Raw genomic sequence first — 22,112 nt, forward strand, 5'->3', positions numbered from 1 at the left:
TCAGAGGTGATTATGTTAGTTTCGATGAAGGACATGCTTCAGCATGCCCTACGGGACGGTTATGCCGTAGGGCAATTCAATATCAATAATCTGGAATGGGTCGGTGCTGTATTAAGCACCGGGCAACAGCTACGCTCTCCCGTTATTTTGGGCGTTTCCGGCGGTACGGTTAAACATATGCTGGGATTAAAATGTATCCATGACATCGTGGTTAACGCGATGGATTATTTACATATTGATACTCCGGTATCGCTGCACCTGGATCATGGGACCACTCGGGAAGCCTGCGAGGCGGCTATTGAAGCAGGATTCAGCTCCATTATGTTTGATGGTTCGCACCTGCCGTTTAACGAAAACCTGGCTATCACCCGCCACCTGGTCGAACTGGCGCACAGTAAAGGCGTTTCAGTTGAGGCAGAGTTGGGGACCATCGCCGGCAGCGAAGACGGGATCGTCAATTCCCAAGTAATATATGCTGACCCGCAGGAGTGCTATACCCTGGTCAAAGAGACACAGGTTGATTGCCTGGCAGCGGCGCTGGGGTCAACCCACGGGCTGTACAAAGGCAAAGCCAAACTGGGGTTTACGGAGATGAAGGCCATTTCCGAGCTGGTGAATGTTCCGCTGGTTCTGCACGGAGGTACGGGTATTGCCGATGAAGACATGCGTAAGGCAATCGCCTGCGGTACGGCCAAGATTAACGTCAATACAGAAAATATGTACGCCTGGTGTCAGGAAGTAAAAGCAATTTTTGCCGCCGATACCGGCCACGATGTCAACGACCCGCGCAAAGTGATCAATCAGGGGCTAAAACCGGTACGAGAAATGATTGCACGCCGTATCGAGCTTTTTGGCTCGCAAAACCGCTATTAGAAAATTTTGGCTTTATAGACTGACGTCATCCCAGGGAGAAACCCGCCGCCGGACAACACCGGGGCGGGTTAATCGTGAACTAAAATGCAAAGCAAGAGCAGCCCAGCACGCCCCAGAACGCCTGCTCATCAGCCACCGGAATCGACGACTTGCGCGCAATATCATGCTGGTGACCGTGTACCCCGCAGCTACCGCAGCACTGGTGCATCTGAACTATCGCGCCAATTTTCGCCGCCGTCGGCGCAGAGCGGTAATGGCCCGGAACCTTGACCAGCGGCGACCACTCCGGCAATACCGGGATTGGCGGCGGCGCCAGCGGCGAGAAGTGTCCGGCAGCGTATACTACCTTACCGTCAACCACCGTTAATACCGACTCAATTCCCTTAATGTCCTCTTCCGCTACGCTGAAGTAGTCTTTGGACAGCACCACCAGGTCAGCAAGCTGTCCCTGTTCAATTCGCCCTTTCTTACCCTGCTCGCTGGAGAACCACGCGCTTCCCGCCGTCCACAATTCCAGCGCTACGTCGCGCGGCAGGCGATTGCTTTCGTCATACATCGCCATCCCACCAACGGTGCGCCCGGAAACCAGCCAGTACAGCGCGGTCCACGGATTGTAGCTCGCCACGCGGGTGGCATCTGTGCCCAATCCTACCGGCACGTCCAGCTCAAGCATCTTCGCTACCGGCGGGGTGTGTTTAACCGCCTCTTTACCATAGCGATCGACAAAATATTCGCCCTGGAAAGCCATCCGGTGCTGTACCGCAATACCGCCGCCCAGCGCTTTGACGCGTTCGATATTGCGCTCGGTAATGGTTTCCGCATGGTCGAAAAACCAGTGCAGGCCGTTGAACGGAATATCGCGGTTAACCTTCTCGAAGACGTCGAGCATCCGGCTTATGGACTCATCATAGGTCGCATGCAGGCGGAACGGCCAGCGGTGCTCGACAAGATGACGCACCACCCGCTCCAGCTCATCTTCCATCCCTTCCGACAGATCCGGGCGCGGCTGGAGGAAGTCTTCAAAATCCGCCGCCGAAAAGACCAGCATCTCCCCGGCACCGTTAGCGCGGTAAAAATCGGTCCCCTGACCCGGCTTCAGCATATCGGTCCAGCGCTCAAAATCTTCCAGCTCCTGCTTCGGCCGCTGGGTAAACAAGTTATAGGCGATACGCACGGTCATCTGCTCTTTGGCGTGTAACTGCTCAATAATTTCGTAATCTTCCGGGTAGTTCTGGAAACCGCCCCCGGCATCAATGGCGCTGGTTAACCCTAAACGGTTTAATTCGCGCATAAACTGGCGCGTTGAGTTGATCTGCAGCTCCAGCGGCAGCTTCGGCCCTTTCGCCAGCGTCGAATAGAGGATCATCGCATTGGGCTTGGCGATCAGCATTCCGGTCGGATTACCGTTGCCATCGCGAACAATCTCGCCGCCCGCCGGATCCGGGGTCTCTTTGGTGTAGCCCACCGCCTTCAGCGCCGCGCGGTTAAGCAGCGCGCGATCGTACAAATGCAGGACGAACACCGGAGTATCCGGCGCGGCATCGTTAAGCTCTTCAAGGGTTGGCATCCGCCGTTCAGCAAACTGGAATTCACTCCAGCCCCCCACCACCCGCACCCACTGTGGCGACGGCGTGCGGTCGGCCTGATCTTTAAGCATCCGCAGCGCGTCCGCAAGCGAGGGAACGCCCTCCCAGCGCAGCTCCAGATTATAATTCAAGCCACCACGGATCAGGTGCAGGTGGGAGTCGTTCAGTCCGGGGATCACCGTATGCCCTTTAAGATCGATAATTTGCGTCCCTTCAGCAGCAAAGCTCATGATCCGATCGTGGCTACCGGCGGCGAGAATTTTACCATCGGCGATCGCCAGCGCATCAGCGAGCGGATTTTGACGATCGAGAGTATGAACCCGACCATGGGTCAGGATCAGTGTGGCAGTTTGCGACATAACGCTCTCCTTCAGGAGGCTGGCTCAGCTTTTCTTTAACCAGCCAGCAAACAAACGGGTCACGATGGGCATCCAGAACCAGACCACCAGCGCGACCACACAGGCATCATTGATCAAATGCAGTAACAGACTTCCCTTCAGCGAGGGCAATAGCATTCCGGTTACCGTGGGCACCAGATTGGTACTGGGGAAAATCACCAGCAGGGTGATTAAAAATTGCTTCCAGCGCAGCGGCTGGCGCACGTTGGCAGTCGGTGGCGTAAACCAAAAGGCCGGTTCGGTGCGAACTTCGGTCCGGTCGCCTTCGCTCAGCAGCGGTGCGATTTCCGCCACCAGCTCGCGACGCGTTTCTGACTGCGTCCAGGCGTAAAGATGCTCAATGGTGTCGAAGCGAATGATTACGCTCCATAAATTCTGCCCGACGGCCGGACGAATCACGTTGGCGCCAAGATGTCCGGGAAACTCCGCCGCAATCGGCATAATTTTACCCAGCCACTCTTCATAACGTTGGCCATGTTCGGGGTCGAGTACATGACTGATAACCAGGGTCACCGATTTCTGCTGCGCCATTAAGAGTTCCTTGCTTCAGGGTAATGACGGGATTTACCCCGCCATCAGCCATAAATGACAATACACAAAATCATTCATGCTGCGCCGGGGCGGGCAAACGAAGCCAACAAAGAGGCAGCTTGAAGGATGAAGTGTATTTAGGCTTGACGCTCCGGCGCGCCATGCACCATGGTATACGCGTAATCCACGCCCATTCCGTAAGCGCCGCTGTGCTCACGGACCAGGTCCATCACCGCGTCATAAGTCTCTTTACGCGACCAGTCGCGCTGATACTCCAGCAGCACCTGTTGCCAGGTCACCGGTACCGCACCGGCCTGTACCATGCGGTCAATGGAACGCTCGTGAGCATCAACCGAGGTGCCGCCGGAGGTATCGGTCACCACATACACTTCATATCCTTCATCCAGCGCCATCAGCGCCGGGAAAGTTAGGCACACTTCCGTCCACAGTGCGGAAATAATCAATTTCTTACGCCCGGTTGCTTTTACCGCAGCCACAAATGCCGCATCTTCCCAGGAGTTCATCGACGTGCGTTCAATGGGCTTCACATCTGGATGCACAGCCAGCAATTCCGGCCAGATATAGCCGCTGAAGCTTTTGGTTTCTACTGAAGTATAAATCACCGGAACATTAAAAATTTTCCCTGCCTTGGCTAAAGCCACCGTATTATTTTTCAGGGTCTGGCGGTCAATATTAGCCACGCCAAAAGACATTTGCGGCTGGTGATCAATAAAAATAAGAGCAGAGTTAGAGGGATCGATCAGTTCACGAATAGACATAACATATCCTGTTAATCAATGAGTTAAGAAGATACTACCGTTACCGTTGTGCTGTCTGGATCCTGACTGATAAAGCATGGTGAGTATAGTCAGTAATTTCTAACGAGTTATTAAAGATTTTTTTCTAATTTATTTCTAAAGCAAAATTTTATGACCAATCAATTACCCATCACAATATTAATGAAATTATGTTTATCAAAATTTTGCGGTTAACCGTTCTAAATTATTCACTGGTATTGAACATCGCTCTTCGGTAAAAAATAGGCACGATTTTTTACCGGAAGTTAACTCATGCGCTTAAACCTTGATGTCCTGTTGATTCTCGACGCGCTGGACAAGCATGGCTCTTTTGCTACCGCCGCCGAATCGCTATTTAAAACACCCGCCGCGCTGAGCTATATGATTCAAAAGCTGGAAAGCGATCTGAACATCACCTTGCTGGATCGCTCCGGACACCGGGCTAAATTTACCGATACCGGCAGAATGATGCTGGAAAAGGGGCGATTGCTGCTTAATGCCGCCAAAGATCTGGAAAAACAAGCGGTCCAGCTCAGCGCCGGCTGGGAGCGGGATCTGGCTATCGCGCTGGATGACTCTTTTCCTTTTAATGCGCTGCTACCGCTGATCGACGCATTCTACGCCCGGCACCCGCAAACACGGCTTAATTTTACCCACCACACTCTCGCGGGTTCATGGGAAGAACTCACCCACAACGGGGCGGATATTATTCTCGGGGCAATTAATGAACCGCCGACCTCCGCCGAATGGTCGTGGAAAATGCTTGGCGCCATGGACAATGTTTTCGTCATCGCACCGGGGCATCCGCTGGCGGAAACCACCCAACCGCTCACCAACAAGCAGCTAAGCCTGCATCGCGCGGTGGTCATCAGCGATAGCGCTCGCTACTGTCACCCACTCAACAGCAACCTGCTCGACGAGCAGCCGCAAATTCGCGTTGATGATTTCGCCAGTAAAGTTGAGCTGTTGCGCGCCGGGCTGGGCTGCGGCTTTTTACCGCGCCATATTGCCCGCCCGTGGCTGGAACGCGGCGAGCTGGTAGAAAAAGCCGTTATCTCTTGCCGCGAGAAAGATATTACCTATATGGCCTGGCGTAGCGGTAATGATGGGCTGGCTCAGCGCTGGTGGCGCGAGGCCATTCTCCAGAGTGAACATCTGAACCAGCTCTATGACTAACGGCTAAACCACACGTTGGCGGAGATAGCGGGTAGCGTCAGCACACCGTCGTGTAGCGCACCGGCTCCTTCTTTCAACTGCCAGTCGTTAACGTCAAGCAGCGGTGAATCCTCAACCACGACCTCGCAGGCTTCGCCGCGGTTAATCGCCACCAGCACGCGCTGTTGCTTATAGACGCGCACAAACACCACCACGTTGTCTTCGGCATAGATCACCTGGCAACCGCCGTAGCGCAGCGCCTGATTAGCCTTACGCAACTTGCTCATGCGCTTGTACAAGCCGAGCAGCTCGCCATCCTGCAATGCCGGATCCCACGGGAACGGCTTACGGCAGAACGGATCGTTATTACCATCCACGCCGACTTCATCCCCGTAGTAAATGCACGGTACACCCGGCCAGCTAAACAGCCATACCACCGCCAGCGGCAAACGCGCGACATCTTTGCCCAGCAGGGACTTAAAGCGGGCAGTATCGTGACTATCGAGCTGATTGAACATCCGCAGTTGCTGCTGGTGCGATAGCCCGGCGCGATAGTTATCCATCCACGCCATGCAGGTCTGCGCATCGATTTTCTGCGGATCGTAGGAAATATCGGTATTGGCAAGGAAGCCCCACAGCGGGAAGGTAAACCCACGATAGTTCATCGCCGAATCTTCAACGTCGGCCTGTAGCCACTGGCGCGCATCGCCGAAATGCTCACCAAACACAAAGGATTCCGGCTGCTCTTGCTTCGCCGCATGGGTGATGCCGGCAATATGACGCAGGTTATTACGCGCCCCGCCGCCTTCGCCCAGCATATGCACTACGTCGAGCCGCCAGCCGTCCATACTCCACGGCGCTTTCAGCCAGTGGCGCACCACGCTATCTTCCCCGCCATAGATTTCATTGACCAGGGTTTCTGACCGATAATCCAGCTTCGGCAAGCTGGCGTATCCCAACCAATCGTGGGCCACGCCCTCCGGGGAGAAGTTATACCAGTCACGCCACGGCGAATCGACATTATGGCAGGCACCACCGCTGCCGCGCTGATGGCGATCGAACCAGGCGTGCGAATCACCGCTGTGGTTGAACACGCCATCAAGGATCAGACGCATTCCCTCTTTTTGCGTGTTGTGGCGCAGGCGCAGCAGCGCCGCATCGCCGCCAAACTGCGGGTCAACGCGGCGATAATCTTCGGTATCATATTTATGTACGCTGGGGGCGACAAAGACCGGGTTCAGATACAGCGCCGTGACGCCAAGCTGCTTCAGGTACGGTAGCTTTTCGCTAATACCGTCAAGATCTCCACCGTAAAAAGTAGAGCCGCCCGCCTCGCCGGTGAGCGGTTCATCCCACTCTTTGCGCACGATATCGTGACCGGCAGCATGATGATAGTAAACCTTGTCCTGTTCAGCCTCGTGTGACTGGCTGCGGGCGAAACGGTCAGGGAAAATTTGATAAAACACCTGATCGGCAACCCACTGCGGCCCGCTGTCCGGCAAATCAACCGCAAACTGCTCCAGCCTCGCCGGTGGAAATCGGTTAAAACCCTGCGGCGTGAACCACAGCTGACGGTCGGCCCACAGTAGCTTGAAGCTGTAGCGGCGACGCGGCTGTCCGTTGGCCAGGTTGATTTCCCCGCGCCATGCCACCACGCCCGAATGCGGCTCCTGCCGCAGACGGTGCATCGGCAGCGACAGTTCTTCATTATCTTCTTCTGCCCGCAGCGTCACCCGCTGCGGCAGATCGTCGCCGCTTAGCCATAACGTAATAAACAGTCGTTCCTGCTGTTCCTTAATAAATGGAGCAACCGGGAGGTGCCATGCCTTCAACATCGTTATTCCTCTCTTTGCAGAATGGGCACACCTTGCCATAGCGTACAGACGTATGACTCATCATCGGCAGAATTATTGGGGGAGGATGGCGGGGGTGGAGGGATCGCTTGCCGGATAGCCTGAGCGTATCCGGCAAGAAAAGAACGCAATGACTACGCTTTCACCAGCTTACGCTCGCGACGGATTTTAAACTGCCAGCCCACCAGCAGCAGAATAATCCACGCAAAACCGACGTATAGCGAGATGCGGGTATCCGGATGGTAGCCAATCAGACCAATAATAAAAACCAGGAACAGCAGACCGATAACCGTCGTCGTTACCCCGCCTGGTACCTTAAACTTCAGCGCCTTCGCCTCTTCCGGCGGCAGACGGCGGCGGAAGGCAATCTGCGACAGCAGGATCATAATCCACACCCAGACGGTAGCGAAGGTGGCCAGCGAGGCAATCACCAGGAAAACGTTCTCCGGCATGATATAGTTAAGATAGACCGCAAACAGCAGCGCAATAGTCATCACCATTACCGTCACCCACGGCACCCCACGGCGCGACGTCTTGGCGAACATTTTCGGCGCGCTGCCCTGCTCCGCCATACCATGCAGCATGCGGCCCACGCCAAAGACGTCAGAGTTAATCGCCGACAGCGAGGCAGTCAGCACCACAAAGTTGAGGATGCTGGCGGCAAAGGTAATGCCAAGATGCTGGAAGGTTAAAACAAATGGGCTACCGTTGGTCCCGACCTGGTTCCACGGATAGATAGACATAATCACAAACAGCGTACCCACGTAAAACACCAGAATACGCATCGGCACCGAGTTAATGGCGCGCGGAATGGATTTCTCCGGATCTTTCGCTTCACCGGCGGTAATACCGATGATTTCAATCCCGCCGTAGGCGAACATCACCATCTGCAACGACATCACCATCCCCAGCCAGCCGTTGCTGAAAAAGCCGCCGTTGCTCCACAGGTTGTGAATCCCTGTCGGCTGACCACCGTTGCCAATACCCCAAATAATGATGCCGAAACCAGCCAGAATCATGAGGATAATGGTGGCGACTTTGAAGAAGGAGAACCAGAACTCCAGCTCACCGAAAACCTTGACGCTCATCAGGTTGACGGCACAGATAATCAGCACCACGCTGAGTACCCAAATCCAGTGCGGCACCGCCGGGAACCAGACGCCCATATAGATACCGAAGGCCGTCACGTCGGCGATAGCGACAATCAGGATTTCAAAACAGTATGTCCAGCCGGTGATATAGCCTGCCAGCGGGCCAAGGTAATCCTGCGCATAGCGTGAAAACGAGCTGGCGGCCGGGTTATGCACCGACATCTCGCCCAGCGCGCGCATAATAATATAGGCCGCGACGCCGCCGATAATATAGGCCAGCAGAACGCTCGGGCCCGCCATTTTAATCGCGTCAGCCGAACCATAGAAAAGGCCGGTACCGATTGCCGACCCCAGCGCCATAAAGCGAATATGCCGGGTACTTAGCCCGCGCTTAAGCTTGTTACTACTTTCCATCGTGTTCCATGCCGTTTTTCTCCTCTGGCCTTCGCGGGGGCAAAATTCAAAGGAGCATGACCAAAAAAACAAAAAACCACGGGACCTGAAGTCCCGTGGTTAAACGCCTGCGTGAAGCGTCGGTTAATGCGCGCTGGATGTCACCTGACGTCCTGCTGCGCGATCCCAGATAACGGCCAGAATCACCATCACGGCGGTTGGCATCAGCCAGGCCAGACCCTGCTCTGCCAGCGGCAGACGCGCGGTCCAGGACGGCATAATCTCTGCAAACGCCGACGCTTTAATCCCGTCAATGATACCAAACATCAGGCTGATAAACATTGCCGGGGCGATAACGCGGGACGAATTATGCCACCAACCGCGGGTAAAGCTTAATACAACCAGTGCGATACACGGCGGATAGATAGCTGTCAGCACCGGAATCGAGATCTGAATCAGGTGACTCAAACCGAGGTTAGAGACCGCCATTGAGAACAGGCCAAGGATAAAGACCAGCGTACGATAGGAGAACGGCAGGTACTGAGCAAAGAACTCCGCACAGGCGCAGGTCAGGCCCACCGCGGTCACCAGGCAGGCGATAAAGATCAGCGCCGCCAGCAGGAAGCTTCCCGCGCCGCCGAAGGTGTGCTGTACGTAAGCATGCAGAATTGCCGCGCCGTTAGCGGATTGTTCAACCAGCGTACCGCTGTCTGAGCCTAAGCGGAACAGCGCCAGGTACAGTAGCGTCAGGCCCACGCCGGCCATCAGGCCAGCCCAGACGGTGTAGCGGGTCAGCAGACGGGCTTCGGTTACGCCACGGGAACGCGCGGCGTTGACAATCACGATGCCAAAGACCATCGCCCCGAGGGTATCCATGGTCAGGTAGCCATTGACGAAGCCGTTAGAAAACGGTGCGGTACGATAGGCTTCCATCGCATGGCTCAGCGGGCCGGCAGGCCAGACGATTGCCGCAACGGAAAGAATAATCAGCGCAATGATTTTCAGCGGTGCAAGGAAATTCCCCACGGTGTCCAGCAGCTTGCCCGGATAGAGCGAAACAAGGATCACCAGCGCAAAATAGATAACGCTGTAAATCAACAACGGCAGCGGACCATCGCCGGTCAGCGGGGCAATCCCTACTTCAAAAGAGACGGTCGCGGTACGCGGAGTGGCGAACAGCGGCCCAACGGCCAGATAGCAGACCACGGCCAGCAGAATACCGGCGACTTTACCAATCGGCGTGCTCAGGCTCTCGACGCCGCCGCCGACTTTCGCCAGCGCCACGACCGTTAGCACCGGCAAACCCACGGCGGTAATCAGAAAGCCAATGGCAGCGGTCCAGACGTGTTCGCCAGCCTGTAAACCAACCATTGGCGGAAAGATAATATTGCCTGCGCCAACGAACAGCGCGAAGGTCATAAAGCCCAACGCAATGATGTCGCGAGATTTTAACTGATGGGTCATAAATTCATTACTGCCTGTGGATGTGGTGTTGTACAAACGGTTAAATACCGCGCCTTCCCTTCGGGGATGATACAGCGGCCATTGTCAGTAAACTCAGCGGGATATGCTCCCAAAGCGGCGTGGAAAAGAATTGTTTTTTGAATTACCACGCAAAAACAGTCTGTCTGCGACTGTAGGGGGGCAATTTAAACGCTTATAACGTTTTAAAGCAAGGAGGGATCGTGAAAGTAGATGATTATGCTAACTCTATTTTTATAAGTAGAATTATTGACCGGGTATATGGAAAACATACGGCTAATCATGCGAACAAAAAAGCAGCTAACGTTCGTTAATTACGCAGCTTCGATTTCGCTGCAAACGAAAATGACCAGCCGAAGCTGGTCATTGGCAAGTAATGCTGACACCCTGGCCGTCGGGTTCAATTTTTGGCAATCAAACGTTCCGGTAACAGGAAGCTAAAACGCGTGCCTTTACCCGGCGTACTCTCAATTTCCAGGCGGCTGTCGTGATGGCTCACGGCGTGTTTAACAATCGCCAGCCCCAGACCGCTGCCGCCGGTTTGCCTTGAACGCGCTTTATCAACCCGATAGAAACGCTCGGTCAGGCGCGGAATATGTTCCGGAGCGATTCCCGGCCCGTTATCCTCGACGCTGAACAACGCGCCGTGCGGCGCACGCTGCCAGCTCACGGTAATTTCCGTTCCCGCCGGGGTATGATTAACCGAGTTATACACGAGATTGGAAATCGCGCTGCGCAGCTGTTCTTCGTTACCCAGCACTTTTAGCGACTCATCAACCGAAAAATGCAGAACATGCTTCTGCTGGCTCAGCGTTTGCGCTTCGCGCTCGACGACCCGTAGCATCATCGGAACATCGATTTTGTCGTTCATCACCAGTACCGGCGCGGCTTCAATTCGTGAAAGCGTCAGCAACTGCTTAACGAGGCCTTCCATACGCTGGGTTTGTTCGCGCATGGTGTGCAACGCTTTTTCGCGCGTCGCGCCTTCCAGCACAGCCTCCTGCATCATCTCCAGGTAACCCTGCAGCACCGTCAGTGGGGTTCGCAGTTCATGACTGACATTAGCGAAAAAGTTACGCCGCGCCCCTTCAAGCTGGTGCATCTGCGTGACATCGCGCGCCACCATCAGTAGCTGTTTGTCGCTGTAAGGCATCACGCGAATTTCCAGATGCCTGGCGTTATTCAACACCAGATTCAACGGCTTCGAGAAATCACGATATTTCAGGTAGTTGGCAAATTCTGGGTAGCGCAGCAGGTTAAGGATATTCTGTCCGTTATCGTCCGGCCAGCGCAAATTAAGCGTCTGCTGGGCCAGGCCGTTACACCAGAACATGACGCCTTCTTCGGTCGTCAGCACCACCGCATCGGGCAATGATTCCGCACCGCTGCGAAAGCGTTTGATCAGGCTGCCCAGCTCGCGTCGGCGCTTTTTATTACGCATCTGCATCTGATGCAGGCCATATAGCAGCGGTTCCCAGCTGCCGCTACCCGGCGGCGGCGTCATGCTGCGGTCAACCCACAGCCACCACGACAAGCGCATAAGATTCCAGAAATGCCAGATAAGCAGGCCCGTTACCGCCGCCAGCAAAAACCACGGCAGGTGACCCAAAATCGCCCCAAGGATCAGGGCCGGAATACAACACAAGAAAAGCTCAAGCGCCAGCCTTTTCCATGACAGCCGTTCCAGCACGGTTCACACTCCTGTCAACATTCAGAATCGGGCGGAGAAACGATATCCCGTACCGCGAACCGTTTGTACCATCCGGTCATGGCCGCTATGTTCCAGCGCTTTACGCAGACGGCGGATATGCACGTCTACCGTTCTGTCTTCGACATAAACGTTGGTTCCCCAGACGTGATTGAGCAGCTGTTCGCGGCTATAGACACGCTCCGGGTGCGTCATGAAGAAGTGTAATAATTTAAACTCCGTCGGCCCCATATCCAGCGGATTTTCGCCGGTCATCACGCGGTGAGAGGATGGGTCGAGGCTCAGCCCCTGCATCTCAATCACCTCTTCCACCGCCATCGGCGAAATACGCCGCATCACGGCTTTAATTCGCGCCACCAGCTCTTTCGGAGAAAATGGCTTAGTGATGTAATCATCCGCACCGGTCTCCAGGCCGCGAACGCGATCTTCCTCTTCGCCGCGCGCAGTCAGCATCACCACAGGGATATCGCGGGTCATCGCTTCACGCTTGAGCTGTTTAATAAACTGCAGACCCGACCCACCCGGCAGCATCCAGTCAAGGAGGATCAAATCAGGCCAGGGTTCATTGAGTTGATTCACCGCACTGTCAAAATCTTCCGCCTCGACGGGCTGAAAGCCATTTTGCTCCAGAACAAAGCAGACCATTTCGCGGATTGGAGCTTCATCTTCAACGACCAGAATTCTTCTCGCCATTATTTACCCTGTATTTTTTAGCCATCAGTATAGAAGTGCGCGGCCATTATGCGTCAGATTTATGACAGATTTATGAAAAAAATGACGGCCTGATGAACGTGGATTTTGAATTGTGACACGGACTTAACTCACCGGAGTGCAGTGCTATAATGCCGCTTACGCTTTTTCGCTATGGAACTACTATGCGCATCCTTCACACGTCTGACTGGCATCTTGGCCAGAATTTTTACAGCAAAAGTCGCGCCGCCGAACATCAGGCGTTTCTCGACTGGCTGCTGGCCAGCGCGCAGGAGCATGACGTTGATGCCATTATTGTCTCGGGCGATATTTTTGATACAGGATCTCCGCCGAGCTATGCGCGCGAGCTGTATAACCGCTTTGTCGTTCAGCTACAGCAGACCGGCTGCCAGCTGGTGGTACTGGCGGGAAACCACGATTCGGTGGCGACCCTCAACGAGTCGCGGGATATTCTCGCCTTCCTGAAAACCACGGTAGTCGCCAATGCCGGTCACGCTCCTTTTATTCTGCCCTTACGTGATGGTTCAGCGGGGGCGATTTTTTGCCCGGTGCCGTTCCTGCGCCCGCGCGAGCTGGTGACCAGCCAGGCGGGACACTCCAGCGGCGAAAAGCAGCAGCAGCTTCTCTCCGCCATCAGCGACTACTACCAGCAGCAGTATCAGCAGGCTTGCGAACTGCGCGGCGACCGACCGCTGCCGATTATTGCCAGCGGCCATCTAACCACCGTCGGCGCCAGCAAAAGCGATGCAGTTCGCGACATCTATATCGGGACCCTTGATGCCTTCCCGGCAAGCCACTTTCCCCCTGCCGATTATATCGCGCTTGGTCATATTCACCGGGCGCAGGTGGTGGGCGGCTGCGAACATATTCGCTATAGCGGTTCCCCAATCCCACTCAGTTTTGACGAAACCGGAAAAAACAAAAGCGTCAACCTGGTGACCTTTAGCAATGGTCGTCTGACGGACGTCACGCCGCTGGTCGTCCCCATAACCCAGCCGCTGGCAGTACTAAAGGGCGATTTTGCCAGCATTAGCGAACAGCTAAATCAATGGCAAAATAATCCCCAGCAGCCCACCGTCTGGCTGGATATTGAAATCACCAGCGATGAGTATTTACATGATATTCAGCGCAAAATTCAGGCACAGACCGAAACGCTACCGGTAGAAGTGCTGCTGGTACGCCGCAGCCGCGCCCAGCGCGAGCGCATACTGGCGGGAGAACGGCGGGAAACGCTCAGCGAACTGCAGGTCGAGGACGTATTCGCACGTCGTCTGGCGCTGGAAACCCTGGAAGAGGCGCAGCAGCAGCGCCTGCAACAGTTATTTAATGAAACGCTGCATAGCCTGAACGGTGAGGATCGCCTGTGAAAATCCTGAGTTTACGCCTGAAGAACCTCAACTCGCTGAAAGGCGAATGGAAAATCGATTTCACCGCCGAGCCGTTCGCCAGCAACGGGCTGTTCGCCATTACCGGGCCAACCGGTGCCGGGAAAACGACCCTGCTGGATGCCATCTGTCTTGCGCTGTATCACGAAACCCCGCGTCTGAGCAGCGTATCGCAGTCGCAGAACGATCTGATGACCCGCGACACTGCCGAATGCCTGGCGGAAGTGGAATTCGAAGTAAAAGGCACGGCCTATCGCGCGTTCTGGAGTCAGAACCGGGCGAGAAACCAGCCGGATGGTAATCTACAGGCTCCGCGCGTCGAACTGGCACGTTGCGACGACGGCAAGATCCTCGCCGATAAGGTCAAAGATAAGCTGGAGATGACCGCATCACTCACCGGTCTGGACTATGGCCGCTTCACCCGCTCAATGCTGCTGTCGCAGGGGCAGTTCGCCGCCTTCCTCAATGCCAAACCCAAAGAGCGCGCCGAGCTGTTGGAAGAGCTAACCGGTACCGAAATTTACGGCCAGATTTCAGCACAGGTCTTTGAAAAGCATAAGCTTGCCCGCATTGAGCTGGAAAAACTTCAGGCCCAGGCTTCCGGCGTCCTGCTGTTGAGCGACGAGCAGCAGCAGACGCTCCAGCAAAGTTTGCAAGCGCTTACTGATGAAGAAAAACAGCAGGTTAGCGAACAAACCCGCCTGCAAAATACTCGTCAGTGGCTGATACGCCGCCAGGAGCTGACGGTGGAAGACCAAAAAGCCCAAACGGCTCTGCAGGAAGCCCAACTAGCGCTTGAACAGGCTCAGCCGCAGCTTAGCGCGCTGCTGAATGCGCAGCCCGCAGAACATTTGCGCCCGCAGTGGATGCGTCAGCAGGAACAAACCGCTGCGCTGGCGCAAACTCGCCGCCAGAGAGAAGAAGTAAACACTCGCTTACATGAACGGCTACGGCTGCGGGCAGGCATTCGCCTCGCGGCGGCGCAGCAGTCAGAGCGTCTGCATGGCCAGTTGCAAGCGATCTCTGCATGGCTTAAAGAGCACGACAGTTATCAGCAGTGGGGAAATGCGCTGGCGGGATGGCGGGCGGCTTTCCAACAGCAGGCTCGCGATGCACAGCAGCAATCCGTTTTGCAGCAACGCCTGGCGGAAACCAGCCGCAGGCTGGCCGAATTGCCGCCCGCCGAGCTAGCGCTGGATGCTGACCAGGTTAGCGCCGGGCTCGCCCAGCACGCCGCGACTCGCTCCCTGCGCCAGCAGATTTCGGCCCTGCACAGTCAGCTCCAACCCGTCGGCCAGCGCCTTTTGCAGCTCAATGCTGCCGAGCTGACCAATAAGCAGGAGCAGGAGAAGCTGGAAGCAACCCTGGCACAGCGCCGCCAGGCGTATAAAGAGAAGAATCAACAGTTCAGCGATGTCAAAGCCCTGTGCGAAATGGAAGCGCGCATTGCTGGTCTTGAGGCGGAGCGATCCCGGCTGCAGCCAGGCTCCCCCTGCCCGCTCTGCGGTTCTGAACAGCATCCGGCCATCGCCGAGTATCAGGCGCTGGTTCCCGGCGTGAATCAGGCGCGGCGCGATGCGCTTGAGCGCGAAGTCAAACAGCTGGCGGAAGCTGGCGCGCAAGTGCGCGGCGAGCTGGACGCACTCCTGAAACAGCAGCAAAAAGAAGCGGCCGAGAAAGCATCGCTTCTCCAGCAGGAGCAAGCGCTTACCTCACGCTGGCAAGAGACGATCACCGGCTTAAATATTGACCTGAAACCAGATGATGATATTCCCGGCTGGCTAAACGCGCAGCAGGAGCATGAACAGCGGCTTTATCAGCATCAACAGCGCTTAGCCTGGCAGGCTCAGCAGCAGGAAGGCCAGCAGCAGATCCAGCAGTTCCAGTTGGAACAGGAACAGCGTAGCGCCGCGCTGAAGAGCGAACTGGCCGCATTCGCGCTGAGTTTACCCACTGCTGATGAGGCCACCAGTTGGCTGGCGCAGCGGGAAGCCGAAACCCGCAGCTGGCACAGCAAACAGAGCGAACTGACCGCCCTGCAGGAACAGATCCAGCAGCTGATTCCGCTACTCGAATCCTTGCCGGAGACAGAACTTCAGGCACAGCCCGCGCCGCTGGACGGATGGCGTCAGGTGCACGACGACTGTCTGGCGCTGCAGAGCCAGTGGCAAACGCTGGGGCAACAGGAAAGCCAGCAGCAGACCCTGTTATCGGAAACCGAAGCCCAGTTCAGCGCCGCGCTGGCCGCCAGCCCGTTCGCCGACCAGCAGGCGTTCCTCGCTGCTCTGCTCGATGAAGAGACGCGCCTGCGCCTCGAACATCTGAAGCAGACGCTGGAAAATACGCTACAGCAAAATCAGGCGCTGGCGCTGCGCGCTCGTGAAGCGCTGGAGATTCACAGCCAGCAGCCGCCAGCAGAAACGGACATCAGCCAACCGCTTGAACTGGTGCAGGAAAAACTCCAGCAACTAACGTCGCTGCTGCGGGAAAACAGCGCTCGTCAGGGAGAGATTCGTCAGCAGCTGAAGCAAAACGCCGAAAACCAGCAGCGTCAGCAGTCGTTACGCCAGCAGATGGAACGCGCCGCTCAGGAGGTGGAAGACTGGGCGTGGCTGAATTCGCTTATTGGTTCCAAAGAGGGCGATAAATTTCGTAAATTTGCGCAGGGTCTGACACTGGATAATCTGGTGTGGCTGGCCAACCATCAGCTCAACCGCCTGCATGGCCGCTATCTGTTGCAACGCAAAGCCAGCGAAGCGCTGGAGCTGGAAGTGGTCGATACCTGGCAGGCAGACGCGGTGCGCGACACGCGAACCCTTTCCGGTGGCGAGAGCTTCCTCGTTAGCCTCGCGCTGGCGCTGGCGCTGTCCGACCTGGTGAGCCATAAAACGCGGATTGATTCGCTATTTCTTGATGAGGGATTCGGTACTCTGGACAGCGAAACCCTGGATACCGCGCTGGATGCGCTGGATGCGCTTAACGCCAGCGGCAAAATTATCGGCGTCATCAGTCACGTCGAAGCAATGAAAGAACGCATTCCAGTACAAATTAAAGTAAAAAAAATCAACGGACTGGGCTATAGCCGCCTGGATAAAACTTTTTCCGTCGAGTAATTCTCCCCGCCAATTCCCTCACTGAAGGCCTCTCTCCTGGCAGAGGCCGCATATTGCCGTTCGGCGCATTACTCACAACCATTCCATTCACGATTAATCTTGATACCGCACGAATATGCATGTTATTTTATCTGAGAGCTCAATAAAGACTGTTAATCATGCATTTCATGCAAATTCGTGCATCAACAGTTTTCACTGATGGAAAGTGCCACAGGAAAGGAAACCTTCAACAGCATTCCCTCTCACGCATCAAGAAGGCATTAAACATGAAAAGTTCTCTTATTCTGATCGCCGGTCCGGTACGCAGCGGCACCAATAACCGCCCGGAACTCATCGAGGCCAACCTGGACAACATGGCCCAGGTTGCACTTAGCATTTACCGAAAAGGTCATGTTCCGGTCGTTGGCGAATGGCTGGCTTTACCTGTAGCCAAAGCCGCGGGCTCAAAGGAAATTGGCGATCCGATTAGCGAAGAGTATCTCTACCCCGTCGCCCATCGTTTAATTAGCCGCTGTGACGCCATTTTACGGATGCCGGGCGAATCCCGGGGAGCGGATCTGGATATTGAGGAAGGGAAAAAACTGGGGCTCACGATTTACTATAGTCTGGAAGATATCCCGGACCTGTAATCAACCAGCACCCGCTGCGCAGCGCCGACCGCGCAGCGGGTTCATGATTTACAGCGGCCAAAGCCAGGCCGCGCCGCGTACGCCGCTGGAATCACCGTGCGCGGCCTTACGAATCGGCGTTTCGCATTCGCCGCCGAATACCCACGGTTTCAGCAGATTTGGTATCGTTTGATATAACCTGTCAACATTGCTCATTCCCCCGCCCAGCACAATCACGTCCGGATCGAGAATATTCACCACATGGGCCAAAGACTTCGCCAACCGCATTTCATAGCGGCCCAGCGCCAGTTCCGCTACCGGATCCCGCTCACCGACGCGCTGCATAATCTCGCTACCTTCCAGCGGATGACCGCTCAATCGTTGGTAATCAGTCGCAAAGCCGGTGCCGGAAATAAAGGTCTCAATACAACCCTGCTTTCCGCAGTAGCACGGCACTTCAGCGCGATAGCGCAGTTCGTCTTCATCCATCCACGGCAGCGGATTGTGCCCCCATTCGCCCGCCGTACCGTTGCCGCCAATATGGGCGCGACCGTTAAGGGCCACGCCGGAACCGCAACCGGTGCCGATGATGACCGCAAATACCGTTTGCGCCCCGGCGGCCGCGCCGTCTACCGCTTCCGATACCGCAAGGCAGTTGGCGTCATTTGCCAGACGCACTTCCCGATTCAGGCGCTGACTGAGATCTTTATCAAAGGGCTGGCCGTTGAGCCAGGTCGAGTTGGCGTTTTTGACCACGCCGGTGTAGGGCGAGATCGAACCTGGAATGCCGATGCCGACCGTACCGCTCTGTCCGGTAGCCCGCTCAGCCATCTCTACCAGCGCGGCAATGGTCTCTATCGTCTGATGATAATCTCCCCCTGGCGTAGGCAGGCGATGGCGAAATAGCTGCTCTCCCTGGCCGCTCAACGCGATGACTTCCGTTTTTGTCCCACCCAAATCAATCCCAATGCGCACTGTGAATTCCTCTCCCGATTAACAATGCAAGCATAGCGACAATTCGCTATCATGCCCGCTGGATTTAACGACAAAGCCGTGGAAATTATCATGCTGTGGTTCAAAAATTTAATGGTTTATCGTCTCAGCCGCGACATTTCCCTGCGCGCCGAGGAGATGGAAAAACAGCTGGCCGAGCTGACATTTACCCCTTGCGGCAGCCAGGATATGGCCAAAACCGGTTGGGTTTCGCCGATGGGATCGCACAGCGATGCGCTGACGCATACGGCAAATGGCCAGATCGTTATCTGCGCGCGTAAAGAAGAGAAGATCCTGCCGTCTCCGGTCATCAAACAGGCGCTGGAAGCGAAGATCTTCAAGCTGGAAGCCGAGCAGGGCCGCAAGCTGAAGAAAACCGAAAAAGACTCGCTGAAAGACGAAGTGCTGCACTCTCTGCTGCCGCGCGCTTTCAGCCGTTTCAGCCAGACCATGATGTGGATCGATACCGTCAACGGGTTGATCATGGTGGACTGCGCCAGCGCCAAAAAAGCGGAAGATACGCTGGCGCTGTTGCGTAAAACCCTGGGCTCGCTGCCGGTCGTCCCGCTGGCAATGGAAAACCCGATTGAGCTGACGCTGACCGAATGGGTTCGTTCAGGTACCGTCGCTCAGGGCTTCCAGCTGCTGGACGAAGCCGAGCTGAAAGCGATGCTGGAAGATGGCGGCGTGATCCGCGCGAAAAAACAGGATCTGGTCAGCGATGAGATCGCCGTGCACATTGAAGCCGGTAAGGTCGTGACCAAGCTGGCGCTCGACTGGCAGCAGCGTATTCAGTTCTTGATGTGCGATGATGGTTCGATTAAACGCCTGAAGTTCAGTGATGAACTGCGCGATCAGAACGAAGATATCGACCGGGAAGATTTCGCTCAGCGCTTTGATGCGGACTTTATTCTGATGACCGGCGAACTGGCCGCGCTGATTCAGAATCTGGTTGAAGGGTTAGGCGGCGAAGCGCAGCGCTAATCTATTGAATTCCTTCCTGCTAAAGCAGGAAGGAAATTTGCGTTACAGATAGCGGCACAGATAAGACGTTGGCTCGGCCACCTGCAAATTAAACTCGCTATTCCCCGGAACGTTGAATACTTCACCGGCGGCATAGACTTTCCACTCGGTTTCACCCGGCAGAAGTACGTTCAGCGCGCCGCTGACTACGGTCATCTCTTCTGGCTGCCCGGTGCCAAAGGTATATTCCCCTTCCGCCATCACGCCCACGCTTGCACGACCGGTGCTGCTGCTGGTGAAGCCAATAGATTTTACTTTTCCGTCAAAGTATTCATTGCTTTGAAGCATAAACTCGCCCTTATGATCTTGTGTTGAAGGCACAATATAGGGGGCGCTCCTTGCCCCTGTCACGCAAAATTAACGCGTTACATCAGGTTAGACTAATAGTTCTGCCGCCAGCCTTGATACCAGCACATTTGACAACAGAACCGGGATATCCAGCGCCTTTTGTAACACGTCGCGATGCTGTTGGTGGTAACAAAGACAATCCAGCATCAGTACGTCAGCCCCTTGCTCCATCAACGCCCTGCCTGCGGCGAGCAGATCTCCATCGCTACCGCTAACCGGGTTAGAGATGGCGTATAGCGGCGTATTCTCTAACGCCCGCCATTTCTCCCGCTGCGCAGGCAAAATCTCTTCAACAGGAACAATCACGCCGACCTGATGACCGTCAACAATCGAGGCGACCAACGGTGGGATAATCCTTTGCGGTTCAAGCAGAATCGCATTATTCGCCGTAAAACCGCTAAATGGATGAGTGCTCATCAATAAAATAAGGTCGTAATTTTGTTTGTCGAGCATGGTAATAACGCTACGTAAATCACGCTCAACTTTCTGCCGTGAGACCTGGGCGATATGATTATCGCTGAGCAGGGTCAGCAGCATCTCATCGCCGGACTCAACACCATACTCCTGCATAACATCTTCGCGTGTCATTTTGCCTAACAGGCTAATGTGGGCGATCTGTTCTTCCCTGATATGTTCGGTTAAAAGCGGCAACATCTCCGCCACCGGTACCACCCCAATGGTCAAAATTGCCATCGTTGCACTACTCATATCGTGTACCTTTTCACTACCGCTGTTTCAAAACAGGCTTTTATTTACGCCTTCTGCCCCTGGTGGCTAAAAATCAACCGTCGAGAAGCGTAGCAGGTTACGGCCATTATGGAATGTAAAGATTCCAGAAGGATTAAAAACGCTCCTGAAAATCCGTAACTTAGGTAATCATTAGTACTGTTAATAGATTAAAAATGTGATAGATGCCCGGTAACGACCTTTTCAGAGCCAGTCCCGGACATTAATAGGGGAATTATGATTTGTCAGGATCTTCGTAGCGCCGTTTAGCGTCCAACGCTTCCTGCTCAGAGGGGTGTTCACTGATGAGGGAATTCGGGGCCGGGTGGTCAGCGCGTAGTTCATACCAGGTCACCGTTTGGCCCTGTGGACCTTTTTCAACGGCGACAATACGCGCTTCCCTTGGATATGGAGGTCTGGTCGGCATAGCATTTCCTTTTTTACTTTAAGAAGTTAAAAGTATAGGTGCTGCCGATCCGTTTACCTTAAGTAAAATCTTAACTGGTGTAGGTCACACCGCAGACTGTCGCCATAATCTGCTCAACGACTTCATCCGGCGATACGGTGGCATTAATAATATGATGCGCAGCCGCACGATACAGCGCTTCCCTTTGCGCCAACACCTCACCGACTTCATCGCGGATAGGCTTGCCAGTTAACGTCGGGCGTTGCTCAGCCTTCGGATAGGCTTCAAGACGATCAATCAGCGCTGAAACCGAGGCCTCAAGATAAATCACTACGCCGTTTTCACGCATAAATTGACGGTTGTATTCGCTGAGAATAATGCCGCCGCCGGTGGCGATGATTGTTGCTGGCTGCGCGACTCTTTCTAAAGCCTGCGTTTCCAGAGCGCGAAAACGCTCCCAGCCTTCCTGCTGGACGATAGCGGCTACCGTGCGTTGTTCATGCTCCTGAAGCTCATGGTCGGTGTCGGCAAACTCAAAACTGCGCACCTTCGCCAGCGCATGACCAATCGTTGTTTTACCGCAGCCGCGAGGCCCGACAAGAAATATTAGCTGTGTCATTACCGAAGACCCCTTGGTTCCGCGTTTTGCGGATAAATGAAAGCGAAAAGAGAAACAATGGTACCGCAAACTTACTCAACGATAACCGTAAAATAAACGTTACACACCATCTGCAAACCCTTTCACCTTAGTATTCGAAAGGACTTTACATGTAAACTTATCATTGCATCTGGTGTTATGCCAGCTTTACTTTTATACAAAAGTTATTTTTTGTTCGCAGTCTGGCGTAAACAGTAACACATTTCCGCATAGCTTTACGCAGCAACATATTTACAACACGAGTGGTTCAGAGCCAATCTGATGCTCATTAATC

19 protein-coding genes are annotated in these 22,112 nt (G+C 54.9%); 6 read left to right on the forward strand and 13 right to left on the reverse strand.

Translation table 11 applies throughout. The annotated features are described in order from the left end of the window. Nucleotides 1-12 precede the first annotated feature (12 nt). Nucleotides 13-873, forward strand: a complete 861-nt coding sequence (gene fba, locus FN082_RS25675) for a class II fructose-1,6-bisphosphate aldolase (protein ID WP_142464371.1) — start codon at nt 13-15, stop codon at nt 871-873. 79 nt (nt 874-952) lie between these two features. Here the strand turns inward: fba and FN082_RS25680 are convergent, their stop codons facing one another. The 3 genes from FN082_RS25680 to FN082_RS25690 form a co-directional block, all read right to left on the reverse strand. Continuing rightward, a complete protein-coding gene (locus FN082_RS25680; RefSeq protein ID WP_142982612.1) occupies nt 953-2,818 on the reverse strand; it encodes an amidohydrolase in 1,866 nt (621 codons plus the stop codon). Nucleotides 2,819-2,842: 24 nt separating this feature from the next. After that, nucleotides 2,843-3,388: an antibiotic biosynthesis monooxygenase gene (locus FN082_RS25685; protein WP_139541285.1), complete on the reverse strand. Its 546-nt coding sequence runs from the start codon at nt 3,386-3,388 to the stop codon at nt 2,843-2,845. 137 nt (nt 3,389-3,525) lie between these two features. Further along, the gene (locus FN082_RS25690) at nt 3,526-4,167 is read right to left on the reverse strand and encodes a hydrolase (protein WP_112214107.1); all 642 of its coding nucleotides are present in this window, start codon (nt 4,165-4,167) and stop codon (nt 3,526-3,528) included. 291 nt (nt 4,168-4,458) lie between these two features. Between FN082_RS25690 and FN082_RS25695 the strand changes: the two genes are divergently transcribed. Beyond that, entirely contained in the window at nt 4,459-5,361 is a 903-nt protein-coding gene (locus FN082_RS25695) for a LysR family transcriptional regulator (RefSeq protein WP_139541284.1), read from the forward strand. Here the strand turns inward: FN082_RS25695 and malZ are convergent. From malZ to phoB, 5 genes are all read right to left on the reverse strand, one after another. After that, entirely contained in the window at nt 5,358-7,175 is a 1,818-nt protein-coding gene (gene malZ, locus FN082_RS25700; RefSeq protein WP_142982613.1) for a maltodextrin glucosidase, read from the reverse strand. The two genes, FN082_RS25695 and malZ, sit on opposite strands and share 4 nt — an antisense overlap. A 152-nt stretch (nt 7,176-7,327) precedes the next feature. After that, nucleotides 7,328-8,698: a proline-specific permease ProY gene (proY, locus tag FN082_RS25705; RefSeq protein WP_142982614.1), complete on the reverse strand. Its 1,371-nt coding sequence runs from the start codon at nt 8,696-8,698 to the stop codon at nt 7,328-7,330. A gap of 123 nt (nt 8,699-8,821) precedes the next feature. Beyond that, a complete protein-coding gene (gene brnQ, locus FN082_RS25710) occupies nt 8,822-10,141 on the reverse strand; it encodes a branched-chain amino acid transporter carrier protein BrnQ (RefSeq protein ID WP_112214103.1) in 1,320 nt (439 codons plus the stop codon). Nucleotides 10,142-10,559: 418 nt separating this feature from the next. Next, nucleotides 10,560-11,849, reverse strand: a complete 1,290-nt coding sequence (gene phoR, locus FN082_RS25715) for a phosphate regulon sensor histidine kinase PhoR (protein ID WP_142982615.1) — start codon at nt 11,847-11,849, stop codon at nt 10,560-10,562. 21 nt (nt 11,850-11,870) lie between these two features. Beyond that, nucleotides 11,871-12,560 carry a phosphate response regulator transcription factor PhoB gene (gene phoB / locus FN082_RS25720; RefSeq protein ID WP_004099401.1) on the reverse strand — a complete coding sequence of 230 codons (690 nt, stop codon included), beginning with the start codon at nt 12,558-12,560 and terminating at the stop codon, nt 11,871-11,873. A 182-nt stretch (nt 12,561-12,742) separates the two neighbouring features. On the opposite strand from phoB, the gene sbcD reads away from it, so the two are divergent. The 3 genes from sbcD to FN082_RS25735 all read left to right on the forward strand — a co-directional run bounded on the left by sbcD (nt 12,743) and on the right by FN082_RS25735 (nt 17,705). Beyond that, nucleotides 12,743-13,945, forward strand: coding sequence for an exonuclease subunit SbcD (gene sbcD, locus FN082_RS25725; RefSeq protein WP_142982616.1), 1,203 nt, complete (start codon nt 12,743-12,745; stop codon nt 13,943-13,945). Then, the gene (gene sbcC / locus FN082_RS25730; protein ID WP_142982617.1) at nt 13,942-17,076 is read left to right on the forward strand and encodes an exonuclease subunit SbcC; all 3,135 of its coding nucleotides are present in this window, start codon (nt 13,942-13,944) and stop codon (nt 17,074-17,076) included. Before sbcD ends, sbcC begins: the two co-directional genes overlap by 4 nt. A 266-nt stretch (nt 17,077-17,342) precedes the next feature. Then, a complete protein-coding gene (locus tag FN082_RS25735) occupies nt 17,343-17,705 on the forward strand; it encodes an NUDIX hydrolase (protein ID WP_139541278.1) in 363 nt (120 codons plus the stop codon). Between the two features lie 48 nt (nt 17,706-17,753). Here FN082_RS25735 and mak read toward each other — a convergent pair whose 3' ends face one another. Beyond that, nucleotides 17,754-18,659 carry a fructokinase gene (gene mak, locus FN082_RS25740; protein ID WP_142982618.1) on the reverse strand — a complete coding sequence of 302 codons (906 nt, stop codon included), beginning with the start codon at nt 18,657-18,659 and terminating at the stop codon, nt 17,754-17,756. A gap of 90 nt (nt 18,660-18,749) precedes the next feature. Between mak and rdgC the strand changes: the two genes are divergently transcribed. Continuing rightward, nucleotides 18,750-19,661, forward strand: coding sequence for a recombination-associated protein RdgC (rdgC, locus tag FN082_RS25745; protein WP_142464378.1), 912 nt, complete (start codon nt 18,750-18,752; stop codon nt 19,659-19,661). A gap of 42 nt (nt 19,662-19,703) precedes the next feature. Here rdgC and ppnP read toward each other — a convergent pair whose 3' ends face one another. The 4 genes from ppnP to aroL all read right to left on the reverse strand — a co-directional run bounded on the left by ppnP (nt 19,704) and on the right by aroL (nt 21,799). Next, complete coding sequence (gene ppnP / locus FN082_RS25750; RefSeq protein WP_112214097.1) at nt 19,704-19,988, reverse strand: pyrimidine/purine nucleoside phosphorylase; 285 nt, start codon at nt 19,986-19,988, stop codon at nt 19,704-19,706. A gap of 87 nt (nt 19,989-20,075) precedes the next feature. Further along, nucleotides 20,076-20,756, reverse strand: coding sequence for an AroM family protein (locus tag FN082_RS25755; RefSeq protein ID WP_180349667.1), 681 nt, complete (start codon nt 20,754-20,756; stop codon nt 20,076-20,078). Nucleotides 20,757-21,009: 253 nt separating this feature from the next. Then, nucleotides 21,010-21,201 (reverse strand): YaiA family protein, encoded by a 192-nt coding sequence (locus FN082_RS25760; protein ID WP_139541275.1) that lies wholly within the window; start codon nt 21,199-21,201, stop codon nt 21,010-21,012. A 70-nt stretch (nt 21,202-21,271) separates the two neighbouring features. Further along, on the reverse strand, nt 21,272-21,799 hold the full coding sequence (gene aroL / locus FN082_RS25765; protein WP_139541274.1) for a shikimate kinase AroL: 528 nt from the start codon (nt 21,797-21,799) through the stop codon (nt 21,272-21,274). Nucleotides 21,800-22,112: the final 313 nt, after the last annotated feature.

It is taken from the genome of Klebsiella spallanzanii (genome assembly GCF_902158555.1).
GTDB classification, from domain to species: domain Bacteria; phylum Pseudomonadota; class Gammaproteobacteria; order Enterobacterales; family Enterobacteriaceae; genus Klebsiella; species Klebsiella spallanzanii.

Excerpts from the sequence above, each read along its gene's own strand:
- fba (WP_142464371.1), top strand. The coding sequence starts at position 13 with ATGTTAGTTTCGATGAAGGACATGCTTCAGCATGCCCTACGGGACGGT.
- FN082_RS25680 (WP_142982612.1), bottom strand. The coding sequence starts at position 2,818 with ATGTCGCAAACTGCCACACTGATCCTGACCCATGGTCGGGTTCATACT.
- FN082_RS25685 (WP_139541285.1), bottom strand. The coding sequence starts at position 3,388 with ATGGCGCAGCAGAAATCGGTGACCCTGGTTATCAGTCATGTACTCGAC.
- FN082_RS25690 (WP_112214107.1), bottom strand. The coding sequence starts at position 4,167 with ATGTCTATTCGTGAACTGATCGATCCCTCTAACTCTGCTCTTATTTTT.
- FN082_RS25695 (WP_139541284.1), top strand. The coding sequence starts at position 4,459 with ATGCGCTTAAACCTTGATGTCCTGTTGATTCTCGACGCGCTGGACAAG.
- malZ (WP_142982613.1), bottom strand. The coding sequence starts at position 7,175 with ATGTTGAAGGCATGGCACCTCCCGGTTGCTCCATTTATTAAGGAACAG.
- proY (WP_142982614.1), bottom strand. The coding sequence starts at position 8,698 with ATGGAAAGTAGTAACAAGCTTAAGCGCGGGCTAAGTACCCGGCATATT.
- brnQ (WP_112214103.1), bottom strand. The coding sequence starts at position 10,141 with ATGACCCATCAGTTAAAATCTCGCGACATCATTGCGTTGGGCTTTATG.
- phoB (WP_004099401.1), bottom strand. The coding sequence starts at position 12,560 with ATGGCGAGAAGAATTCTGGTCGTTGAAGATGAAGCTCCAATCCGCGAA.
- sbcD (WP_142982616.1), top strand. The coding sequence starts at position 12,743 with ATGCGCATCCTTCACACGTCTGACTGGCATCTTGGCCAGAATTTTTAC.
- FN082_RS25735 (WP_139541278.1), top strand. The coding sequence starts at position 17,343 with ATGAAAAGTTCTCTTATTCTGATCGCCGGTCCGGTACGCAGCGGCACC.
- rdgC (WP_142464378.1), top strand. The coding sequence starts at position 18,750 with ATGCTGTGGTTCAAAAATTTAATGGTTTATCGTCTCAGCCGCGACATT.
- ppnP (WP_112214097.1), bottom strand. The coding sequence starts at position 19,988 with ATGCTTCAAAGCAATGAATACTTTGACGGAAAAGTAAAATCTATTGGC.
- FN082_RS25755 (WP_180349667.1), bottom strand. The coding sequence starts at position 20,756 with ATGAGTAGTGCAACGATGGCAATTTTGACCATTGGGGTGGTACCGGTG.
- FN082_RS25760 (WP_139541275.1), bottom strand. The coding sequence starts at position 21,201 with ATGCCGACCAGACCTCCATATCCAAGGGAAGCGCGTATTGTCGCCGTT.
- aroL (WP_139541274.1), bottom strand. The coding sequence starts at position 21,799 with ATGACACAGCTAATATTTCTTGTCGGGCCTCGCGGCTGCGGTAAAACA.